This is a genomic window from Pedobacter sp. 05L430 (assembly GCF_056397585.1).
The window spans coordinates 1-11698 of the sequence record NZ_JBFTNT010000116.1; the positions used below are offsets into that span (position 1 = coordinate 1).

Sequence of the window (11698 nt, forward strand, 5' to 3'; positions counted from 1 at the left end):
GTAGACAACAATGCTGCAGTTACAGCAAGTATTGCTGTTGCTTTTTAGACTTAGATTAATATAGTTTAGAATTACGGAATTCACCTAAAACCAGGCGGATTCCGTAATTGTTAAAATCAAATATTTACTATGAAAAAATGGACATTTCGGGGTTTTGTGAGTAATCCCTTTGGTAAACTGATTCTGTGTTTTGGTATTGGGTTGATTATTGGTGGATTATGGTATTTGATGACTAATAATTACATCATTATTAAATGGTAATTTTATTGAGCCATGGAAGAAGATAATAAAGCAGACTCGGTAAGGAAATTTCTTGATCTGGTAAAGAAGTCCAGAAGAGGGAAATTTAAGGTATATATTGGCATGAGTGCGGGCGTGGGGAAAACGTACAGAATGTTGCAGGAAGCCCATGCTTTATTAAAGAATGGTATTGATATTCGGATTGGCTATATAGAAACCCATAACAGAGCTGAAACACATGCATTATTAGACGGTATCCCGATTATTCCCCGAAGAAAACTCTTTTATAAGGGTAAAGAGCTGGAGGAGATGGATGTAAACGCAATTATTAATACACACCCAGAGGTTGTTATTGTTGATGAATTAGCGCACACAAATGTTGAAGGGAGTAAAAACGTTAAGCGCTGGCAGGATGTTGCTGATATTCTTGAAGCGGGAATTAGCGTGATCTCTGCTGTAAATATTCAACATCTTGAAAGTATGAATGAGGATATTGAAACCATTACCGGGATCCCTATCACAGAGAGAATACCAGATAAGATTTTAGAAACAGCGGACGAGATCGTTAACATAGACCTAACCGCAGATGAGTTGATAGAGCGGTTAAAAGCCGGGAAAATTTATGATAAAAGTAAGATCGAACGGGCCCTCGGAAATTTTTTTCAACCAGAGCGTATACTCCAACTTCGTGAACTTGCTTTAAAAGAAGTTGCCCATCACCTGGAAAGGAAAATCAATATCGAAATTCCTAAGCAGATCAAGCTTCGGCCTGAGCGTTTTTTAGCTTGTATATCTACTAATAATACAACAGCTAAAATAGTAATCAGAAAAACCGCAAGACTTGCTTCCTATTACCGTTCACCATGGATAGTGCTATATGTACAAAACGATAATGAAAGTGGAGATCGGATTAAATTAGACGTGCAGCGACATCTGATTAACAACTTTAAAATGGCAACCGAGCTAGGTGCAGAGGTTATAAAAGTTAAAAGCAATCATATCACCAGCGCTATATTGAAGGTTGCTGAAGAAAAAGAAATTACCACAATATGTATAGGAAAGCCACACTTAAATTYATTTCAGATCATTATGAGAACTGCTGTTTTTAACCAACTTTTGCGAAGTATTTCTGCTACCGAAACTGATCTTGTTATATTATCATGACGTTAAAAATTTAATATTATAAACCATGAAGATAAAAACTAAACTACGCCTCGGATTCGGGTTCTTATTCGTGGTCGTGATATTCTTCGGAGCGATCTCGCTCTACTATATGAACAAAATTTCTGTAAGCTCCAAGGTAATCTTAAAGGACAACTACGAGAGCTTAAATTTTTCTGGCGAGATGCGAAAGATACTTGATGAAAGCGTAATACCACTTTCGCAGAAAGAGGCTGAACAGTTTGGAATCCATTTGGCAAAAGAAAGAAATAACATTACTGAAAAAGGAGAGCATGAGTCTGTACTTAGACTTGCTGAAGCCTATAAGATTATTGTAGACCCGGCAAAAAATATATCAGCCAAGCAGTTGGCATTAAATAATGCCCGATTGCAGTTGAGGATCATTGATGAGGTGAATATGAATGCTATTGTCAGAAAAAATGCTGCTGCCCAAAGGGGCGTCGAAAAGGCAGCAACTTATCTGATCTTTGCGGCTTCAATGTGCTTTCTAATCTTGTTTTCTTTTGTTGTAAATTTCCCGGGCTTTGTAGCCAATCCCCTAAAGGAATTCTCTGAAGCGATTAAAGAAATCAGTCGGAAAAATTATAAACAGCGTTTGGAATTCAATGGAACTGATGAGTTTTCGGAGCTCGCAACAGAGTTTAATGCTATGGCTGCTCAGCTCAACAAATGGGAAAACAGTAATCTGGCCAAACTTCAATCCGAAAAGCTAAGGATAGAAGCCATTATTGAACAAATGCAGGATGCAATTATTGGTCTGAACGAGAAAAAAGAGATCTTATTTTTGAATAAAGTAGCCGGACAGTTGTTAAACCTGAGCGAAAAAGATATTATCGGATTAAATGCTTTAGAGCTAATGAAAAGAAATGATCTTTTAAATAGAATATTGCAAATCAATAGTGTAGACAAACCAATGAAGATCTATGCTGATAATAAAGAGTCTTACTTCCAGTTGGAGCGTAGGGAGATCACAGTTCCGGTAGCCTATGAAGATCAGGACGAACAGATAATTACTGAGACCAGAAGAACTGCTGGTGAAGTATATATACTAAAAAACATAACACAGTATAAGGAATTAGACGAAGCAAAGACAAATTTTATTGCTACTGTATCTCATGAATTAAAAACGCCGATATCATCTATTAAAATGAGTTTAAAATTAATGGATGATGAGCGCGTTGGTACAATGAATGCCGAGCAGAAGGAACTTGTTCAGCATATTAAGGAGGATTGCGGACGTTTATTAAAGATTACAACGGAGCTACTTGATCTTGCTCAGGTAGAAACAGGTAACCTGCAATTAAATTTTGTGAAATCTGACCCACGTAAGATCGCTATTTATGCTATGGATGCTGTAAGGTTTCAGGCAGAGCAGAAGTCGATAGAATTGGAATTGATCAGCAAAAATAATTTGGCTAAAGTATTTGTGGATACTGAAAAGACCGCATGGGTGCTGGTTAATTTTTTATCTAATGCTTTGAGGTACAGCTCAGAAAAATCTAAAGTGATTATTCAGATAATTGAAAAGGATGGAAACATAGAATTTTCTGTGAGGGATTTTGGAAAAGGAATTGATGAGCAGTATCAGAAAAGGTTGTTTGACCGTTATTTTCAGGTTCCTACCGACGGAAATAATAAATCAGGGTCTGGATTAGGATTGGCAATATCCAAAGACTTCATAGAGGCAGAAAGCGGAAAGATTTGGGTGGAAAGTGCTATTGGAGAAGGAAGCAGATTTTGCTTTCAGCTACCAATAGCAGTATAAAATGCGTTATTAATTCATTGCAGAGTTAAGTGCAATGATGGCAGTTTTAAAGTGTTCGCGTGCAACTAAAAACTGAATATTTACTTTTCTTAATGCAAAGCCTGCGCTCTTAATGTTTATCCCTTTTTCGGTTAGAGCGTAGGCACTTTTTGCCAACAAACCCGGTTGGTCTATGTTAGATCCTAAGAGGCATACCATAGCAACTTCTTCAATAGTTACCTTTTCAAAGTCATCTTCCAGATCACTAATTAGTTTTTTAACAAAATCTCGTTCCCAAATTGCAATAGATATGCTGTTGGCACTGGTTGCCTTAAAGGTATAACTAATGTGGTGTTTATAGAAAATTTGCATGATGTGCAGATCGCTACCCACACTACCTACCATTAATGGATCATAAACATCAATCAATAGCAATTTGTCTGTTCCTGTAATTACTTCCACCCGTTTATGCTCACAAATAAAATTCCTGGTGATCAATGTGCCAGGGTGGGCAGGTTCAAAAGTGTTTTTTATTCGTAGATGAATCCCGTTGATTTCCAGAGGTTTTGAAGCCTTGGGATGGATTGCCTCCATGCCTACATCTGCCAGCTGATCGGCAATGTCATAATTGGTGTAACCAACCGGGGTACAATTTTCTATCCCCACTAACGCCGGATCTGCTGTTGATAGATGATATTCTTTATGAATAATTGCTTCCTGAGGTTTTAAGAATTCAGCAATTTTGCTAAAAGTTACTTCAGAATATCCCCGGTCAAATTCACGCATAATACCTTCGGTTCCTTTAGCATATCCTGTAACTATACACACTGTGTTTTCGAAGTCGATATTTTTAAAGGCATGCTTTATCCGCTGGTCAATAGTAAATGCCCTATGGTCATTAAAACCACTCAAATCTATAAGAATAGCATTAATACCCATGTTCTTTAAGATATTAGTAAAGTTAAAAGCAGAGTGGCTTTCTCCAATTGAGGCTAGTATCTCACGTGCCGCCTGTAAAATACCTGCTTTGCTCACATAACCTGAGGCCAGGATATTTGCTAGATTTTCAAGATATTTTTGTGCCTCTGTAATATGATTTTCTATGAACTGATCGGCCAGAGTTAAATCAAGGCCTATACTCTTATACTTTTTGTTGATGGATTTTAACTGAACGATCAGACTCATTAACGGCCTGTGAAAATCCTGATATTTAGCAATGCGATGATAAACACCTGGCTTTCCTGTTTTTTTGTTCTCCAACAACAGGTCGGTCACACCGGAAAATGCAGAGACTACAAAAACTCTGTTGTATAATGCCTCACCGCTTCTTTCAAATAAAACGATGTTATTAATAACATCTGCAAGGGCACTCATCGAAGTCCCCCCAATTTTTTCTACTGTTAACATGTATGATTTTACTTTCAGTTTCGGTTTAAAATTAAAGGATTTTTTCTATTCTACGTTAGGACTAATCCATTCTAAGCCAAAATCCGAATGGGATTAGACCTTGCATAGAGAACCTAAGATGTGAATAGAGATGCAAATTCGTGGCCTAAAAGATGAGATTGATGCTAAAGGTCAGTTACACATTGTGTTAGCTGTTTTTAATTTTTTTAACTAAAATCCAGATTAAATAAGCGTTTTTCAAAATGGGTGAGGTTTTTTCATTTTAACATGTTTTGGGTTAAAGGGCTTAGAAGTAAGGAATATGTACTTATATTCAGTTAAATTTCAAGAGAATTGTTTTAGGATTTGGATGGTATGGTTTAATTCATACATTTGAATTAATCAAATATAGACCCTATGCCTAAACATTTACCCGACCTAAACAGTCTGATAAGTCATATTGCTTTGTATAATAATGAGAACGCATACGAGAAGCTTTTCAAATCTTTGTTTCCTTCTTTATATCGCTTTTGCTTTTGTTTATTAAAGTCAAGAGAACTTGCAGAAGAAGTGGCCAGTGATGTTATGATTACCATTTGGCGGAATAGAGAAAAATTATCGGAGGTGAGAAATATCAAAGTTTATGCTTTTGTAATTGCCCGTAATTTATCCTTAAATGTGCTTAATAAACATTCAAAGCAGGAGTGGGTCTCTCTAGATGATATTGAATTCGAAATTATTCTTGACAACCTGAATCCGGAGCAGATATTGATTAATGATGAATTGAAGAGAAAGCTCGAGGTTGCCACCGAAAAACTGCCTTCTCAGTGCAAGCTGGTATTTAAATTAATAAAAGAAGACGGTTTAAGTTATAAGGAAACGGCATCCATTTTAAATATTTCTCCTAAAACAGTAGATGCGCATCTGGTAACGGCAATTAAAAAAATGAGCACTGTTTTAAAAGCAGAATTTAACCTCATGTAAAAAAACTTTTATTTTTTTTCATGAAAGACTAGGGAGTTTTCCAAAAAGGTTTGTCCTATACATACAAACCAATATAAACTTACCCGGATTATCTGTATGTATAAAAACAGAATTATAGAACTGTTAGCTCGTAAATTAGCTGGTGAAGCCACGAAAAGCGAATTGGAAGAGCTGAATGACCTCATAACAGGATATCCTGATTCCGTTTATTATGAAGAATTTCTAGAACAACTCTGGTTAAGTTCAGAAGGACAAACCGATCTGCCAGACGTAGATCAGGCGTACCTGTTGCATAGGCTTAAATTCCGTGATGAGTTTGGACATAAAGAGGAAACACAAAAAATAACCGGCTTCAAAAAATATAAAAATCTAATTGGCATTGCTGCAATATTACTTGTTATTGTTTCTGCTGCTCTACTTTACTACAATAGGTCCGATAAATTTTCCCCGGATACTCAAATTGTTGCAGGGAAAGGGATCCGAAAAAAAATTAAGCTTCCGGATGGTACAATAGTTTGGCTTAATTCTGATAGTAAACTTTCATATGAAAGCAGTATCAATCAAAAGAAGAAACGTATTGTTTATCTGGTAGGTGAGGCTTTTTTTGATGTGGCTCACCATAAATCTCACCCCTTTATTGTACGTACTGATAAAATTTGTGTAAAAGTTTTGGGAACTGCATTTAACATAAAAGCTTATCCCATTGATAAAAAGTCAGAGGCTACCTTGATCCGCGGGTCTATTGAGCTTTCTGTAAACGACAGATCGGAACAAAAGATCCTTTTAAGTCCGTCAGAAAAATTTGCATTGGTTGAAGATAAAAAAGTTATTCATGTTAAGTCTAGTCCCTCGCCAGATGTGCCAAAGGACATAACGTTAACGATACAACACGTGGTGCCGGTGCGAATTGGTAACAACGAATATATCGAAGAAACTTCGTGGCGTGATAGCCAGCTTGTTTTTCAGAATGAATCATTAGAAGATCTGAAACCAAAGCTGGAACGCTGGTTCAATGTGCAAATCAACTTTGAAACCGAGCAAGCAAAATCTTATCGCTTTACAGGTGTATTTAAAAATGAAACAATCGAAGAAACCCTGAAAGCAATGCAATTAATCAAACCATTTAACTTTAAACTTAAAGAACATGACGTGATCATTTACTAACAAAAAAGGGAGCTAAATGCGGCTAACATTTCTCTCCCCCTAAACCTTCATGAGTAGCTAAATGCTACTATTACAGATTTTTAACTTTGAAATTCACAAATCTATGAAAAAAAAAGAACTGTGCAATAAAGTTCTATGTGCCAACTTTCCCAACAAAAAACTAATAATGATGCTAAACTGGATCTTTGTTTCATCGTTTGTCTTATGTTTGCAGGTATCAGCTTCCACCTTCTCCCAAGGTACAAAGGTTGATTTAGAGCTGCATAGAGTCAAATTAAAAGAAGCGCTTAATGTGSTTGAGAAGAAAGGGAATATACGCTTTCTATATAGCGAGGACGACCTTTCTGGTAGTAAAGATGTTACATTGGTAAAGAGTCAGATATTTGTTTCTGATGCCCTGATGCTACTTTTGAAAAACACTAATCTGGAGTTCCAGGAATTGGAAGATAACCTGGTAGTGATAAGACTAAGAAATGCATCGGCGGCTGACATTTTGGTGAAAGGTCTGGTTACAGATGCCAATGGAACTGGCATCCCCGGGGTAAGTGTTAAATTAAAAGAAGGTACGGCTGGTTCAACTACTGATGCAACAGGTAAATACAGCATCAGGGTGCCGGACAATGGCACATTGGTGTTCTCTTATATGGGATATCAGACGCAAGAAATTCCGGTTAATAAGCAAGAAACAATTAATGTGAAGCTGGTCGAAAGTGCACAGGCACTATCTGAAATTGTGGTTGTTGGTTATGGAACACAGAAAAAAGCTGTCGTTTCCGGAGCTGTAACTTCAGTTAAAGGAGCCGAGCTGGCAAAAACACCAACGGTAAACCTTTCTAACTCACTGGCTGGTCGTTTGCCGGGTGTAACAGCTGTTCAAGCAAGTGGTGAGCCGGGTTATGATGGATCAACTATCCGCATCCGTGGAGTTAATTCCTTAGGAAATAACAATGCCTTAATCGTTATCGATGGGGTGCCTAACAGGGCAGGCGGTCTAGAACGCTTAAATCCAAATGATGTAGAAAGTGTATCAGTACTAAAAGATGCTTCTGCTGCAATTTATGGTTCCAGGGCGGCAAATGGTGTTATCCTTATAACCACTAAACAAGGTAAATCAGGAAAACCACAATTATCTTATGATTATGGTTATGGCTTGCAGCAACCGACCAGAACGCCTAAAATGTCAAATTCATCCCAGTATGCTGAAATATTGAATGAATTAAACATATTCGGTGCCGACTTGCCTCAGGACCAATGGAGTGCTGCGTGGCAGGCGTTTAAGGAAACAGGGTCGTACAAACGAACTGATAACAATAGTACAATCAGCGCAGCTTATCGTCCCGATGAGATGCAGAAGCTACGTGATGGTTCAGACCCGTTAAGATACCCTAATACAGATTGGTTTAATACCACACTTAAAAACTGGTCTCCACAACAAAAACACAACTTACAAATTAATGGAGGAGGAGATAACATCAAATATCTTGTGTCTTTGGGATATTTAGATCAGGATGGTTATTACAAAAAATCTGCAACAGGATATCAGCAGTACGATCTGAGGATTAACCTCGAAGCGAACATCAACAAATATGTAACTGCTACATTAGGTGTTACTGGTAGAGAGGAAGTTCGTAATTTCCCTACTGTAAGTGCCTCTGATGTATTCAGGATGCTGATGCGCGGAAAACCAACAGAAATAGAGGTTTGGCCAAATGGTTTACCAGGACCTGATATTGAATATGGATATAACCCATATGTGACAACTACAGATCTTACAGGTTATAACAGGGATCGCAGGGATTACTTACAAACTACTGGTAAAGTAGAAATCAGAATTCCATGGGTTGATGGGTTAAAAGTAACAGGAACTGCCTCTATAGATAAGTTTGCAGGCAGGCAAAAAAGATGGCAGACGCCATGGACGCTTTATTATTGGGACAAAAAATCTTTTGAAGCCGATGGTGTAACACCTGTACTGACAGGTTCGGTGCGTTCTGAACGTACAGATCCTAGTTTAACTGAAACCGCTGGAGCGCAATTGGCAACAAATTTAATGGGAATGATCAATTATGATAAAAAAATAGGAGATCATACTATTGGTTTAATGGCTGGTGTAACCAGAGAAAAGGTTGATAATGATGGATTTTCAGCTTTCAGAAGATATTTCATTTCTACTGCTTTGCAGGAACTGTTAGCAGGTAGCGATAAAGAGCAGTCGATCAGTAATCCAGGTGACCCTAACAACTTATACAAAAGAGCTCGTTTGAGTTATTTTGGAAGGGTAGGTTATAACTATAAAGAAAAATATCTTGCTGAATTCTTGTGGAGAGCTGACGGTTCGTACATCTTCCCTGAAGATAAGCGCTTTGGTTTCTTCCCTGGCTTTTCACTGGGTTGGAGGGTATCTGAAGAGCCTTTCTTTAAAGATAACGTCAGATTTGTTAATAATTTGAAAATCAGAGCTTCATGGGGTCAGATGGGTGCAGAGGCATACTTTGGGGATGCACTGGCCGAATATCAATACCTGAGTACAATGGGCTTTGGAAGTTATGTGATCAATGATCAGTTAAGCCAAACATTAGTTGAAAACCGAGTTCCTAATTTGGATTTCGGATGGGAAGTAGCAAACAATTCCAACGTAGGTTTGGATGCATCGTTCTTGGATAATAAATTAAGCTTTGAGTTTGACGCCTTTTATAACAAGCGTACAAAAATTCTTATTGCAAGAGGTAACTCTATACCTGGCAGCTCGGGTATTACCGATAAATTACCTCCTGTGAATCTTGGAAAAGTAAACAATAAAGGTTTTGAATTTAAGTTGAGCTATAACGACAATGTAGGTGAACTTAATTACGGAGTAAGTGTTAACGGAGGATATTCTAAAAACAAGATCATATTCTGGGATGAAACACCAGGCGCACCAGAGTGGCAGCGATCAACTGGAATGCCTACAGGAACAGAACTTGTGTACCAATATGATGGAGTTTTTAGAGATCAGACCGAAATTAATGCCAACAAAATCGATTATAGCGCCTTTACCGGTAATCTATTGCCAGGTGATATGAAGTTTAAAGACATCAATGGCGATGGTAAAATCAATGGCGATGATCAGATTAGAATGGACAAAACAAACACACCTACTTTTACAGGTGGTTTTAATTTGAATCTGGCTTATAAAGGTTTTGACCTTTCGGCATTAATTCAGGGAGCTTCAGGAGGTCTGCAGATTGTAGGATTAACAGAATCTGGTGACATAGGTAACTTCCTTGAATGGTCATACAAAAACCGTTGGAGCATCGAAAATCCGAGTAGTGAATTCCCTAGGTTATCTAACCGTGGTAAAACCTATTATACGGATTTTAATAATGCAGCACGTAATACCTATTGGATGCGTAGCAACAACTATATAAGGTTAAAAAATGTTGAACTGGGCTATACGTTTGCTCCGGAATTGGTAAAACGAATCGGATTAACAGCGCTTAGGGTATATGTAAATGGGCTAAACCTTGTAACTCTGGATAAAATTAAAATTTGGGATCCTGAATCAACAAACTCTAGTGCCCAATATTATCCACAGGCAAGGGTTATCAATACAGGAATTAAAGCCACTTTTTAAGTTCAAAGAATTAAAATATTTTATATGAAACCTATAAATAGAAATACATACATATTTTCCATCGCTCTTATAACGCTGTTCGGATCAGGTTGTAAAAAGGATTTTCTTGCAGTAGATCCGCCGACGGCAATTAATGCTGATTTGGTATGGAAGGATCCTGCATTGGCACAAGCTTTTGTTACCGAGATATACAATGGATTAAATGTGGGGGGATTTGATGAGCAAATGTTGTCGTCAGTTTCCGACGAGTCACTTTTTACGCATCCAAACAGGGGAATCGATCTCGTTAATGCAAGTACCATTAATCCAACAACATTAGGGTGGGTTCATGTAACCTGGGGTTACGATCAGATGTATAATCGCATCCGTGCTTGTAATATCACGGTAGAAAAGTTAACAGGTACCGATAATGCAATTACTGACGAAGCTGTAAAATCGAAGTTGTTGGGACAGGCTTATTTTTTAAGAGCTTATTTTTATCAGCAGTTGTTGCGATACTACGGTGCTGTGCCGCTTATTACAAAAAGCTATGGACTTAATGATGATTATAAAGTAAAAAGAGCCACTTATGAAGAGTGTGTAAACTTCATTGTTAAAGATTGTGAGGAGTCTTTTAATCTATTAAAAGATCAAACAATGGTAAAGGGGCAAACTAATTCTTTGGCTGCTTTAGCGTTGAAATCACGAGTTTTGTTATATGCCGCAAGTGATCTGCATGATGTTCCTACGGCAAAATCAAAATCTACAGTGATTTCAAGTTATGCTAACCCAGAATTTTTAGGATATCTAACTGGTGATCGCAATGCACGCTGGAAAGCAGCACAAGATGCAGCAAAAGCTGTAATGGATGCCGGAACAGGGTATAAGTTGAACCTGGATGCAAAAGTATCTGTTGCTGAAGGACGTAATAACTATAAAAGTATAGCTATGGGTGGTGGTAGTAAAGCGCCGGGCATAGATATCGCTGCTGCTTCTGAGTTAATTTTTGCCAGATACTTTATAGATCGCAGTGACTTGCGCTATGGAAGAGCAAATGGACCAAATGGTTATCATAACTGGGCTGGTAACACCCCAATAGGCTTGCTTGTTGATGATTATGAGATGATTGATGGAACAAAATTTAGCTGGACAAATACTGCGCAGCAATYTGCTCCTTATCAAAATCGTGATCCACGTTTCTACGCAACTGTTTTATATGATGGTGCTGGCTGGAAACCAAGAGATAAAGTTTCAGGATCAGTAGATCCTGCTAACCAGATACAAACCGGTGAATATGACCTTATGGAGGACGGGAAAAAGATCCGTTTTAAAGGGCTCGATACAAGAGGTAGCTCCATTGAAAACTGGAACGGAAGCTGGACTGGCTATTATACACATAAATTTAT

Annotated in this window: 7 protein-coding genes; 6 read left to right on the forward strand and 1 reads right to left on the reverse strand. The window is 37.8% G+C overall.

The window, feature by feature from the left end:
• The first annotated feature begins 273 nt into the window (after positions 1 to 273).
• A complete protein-coding gene (locus AC1DG9_RS15535; RefSeq protein WP_477634853.1) occupies positions 274 to 1404 on the forward strand; it encodes a sensor protein KdpD in 1131 nt (376 codons plus the stop codon).
• A 25-nt stretch (positions 1405 to 1429) separates the two neighbouring features.
• The gene (locus AC1DG9_RS15540) at positions 1430 to 3187 is read left to right on the forward strand and encodes an ATP-binding protein (RefSeq protein WP_172660519.1); all 1758 of its coding nucleotides are present in this window, start codon (positions 1430 to 1432) and stop codon (positions 3185 to 3187) included.
• 9 nt (positions 3188 to 3196) lie between these two features.
• Here AC1DG9_RS15540 and AC1DG9_RS15545 read toward each other — a convergent pair whose 3' ends face one another.
• Positions 3197 to 4573 carry an aspartate kinase gene (locus AC1DG9_RS15545; RefSeq protein ID WP_172660518.1) on the reverse strand — a complete coding sequence of 459 codons (1377 nt, stop codon included), beginning with the start codon at positions 4571 to 4573 and terminating at the stop codon, positions 3197 to 3199.
• A 396-nt stretch (positions 4574 to 4969) separates the two neighbouring features.
• Between AC1DG9_RS15545 and AC1DG9_RS15550 the strand changes: the two genes are divergently transcribed.
• From AC1DG9_RS15550 to AC1DG9_RS15565, 4 genes are all read left to right on the forward strand, one after another.
• A complete protein-coding gene (locus AC1DG9_RS15550; RefSeq protein ID WP_172660517.1) occupies positions 4970 to 5536 on the forward strand; it encodes an RNA polymerase sigma factor in 567 nt (188 codons plus the stop codon).
• 96 nt (positions 5537 to 5632) lie between these two features.
• Positions 5633 to 6700: a FecR family protein gene (locus AC1DG9_RS15555; RefSeq protein ID WP_172660516.1), complete on the forward strand. Its 1068-nt coding sequence runs from the start codon at positions 5633 to 5635 to the stop codon at positions 6698 to 6700.
• Positions 6701 to 6803: 103 nt separating this feature from the next.
• Positions 6804 to 10313 (forward strand): SusC/RagA family TonB-linked outer membrane protein, encoded by a 3510-nt coding sequence (locus tag AC1DG9_RS15560; RefSeq protein WP_477634854.1) that lies wholly within the window; start codon positions 6804 to 6806, stop codon positions 10311 to 10313.
• A gap of 24 nt (positions 10314 to 10337) precedes the next feature.
• Positions 10338 to 11698 (forward strand): RagB/SusD family nutrient uptake outer membrane protein (locus AC1DG9_RS15565; protein ID WP_477634855.1); only part of this gene is annotated, 1361 nt, incomplete at its 3' end.

Coding starts and splice junctions, on each gene's coding strand:
- AC1DG9_RS15550 (WP_172660517.1), top strand. CDS start 4,970: ATGCCTAAACATTTACCCGACCTAAACAGTCTGATAAGTCATATTGCT.
- AC1DG9_RS15540 (WP_172660519.1), top strand. CDS start 1,430: ATGAAGATAAAAACTAAACTACGCCTCGGATTCGGGTTCTTATTCGTG.
- AC1DG9_RS15545 (WP_172660518.1), bottom strand. CDS start 4,573: ATGTTAACAGTAGAAAAAATTGGGGGGACTTCGATGAGTGCCCTTGCA.
- AC1DG9_RS15555 (WP_172660516.1), top strand. CDS start 5,633: ATGTATAAAAACAGAATTATAGAACTGTTAGCTCGTAAATTAGCTGGT.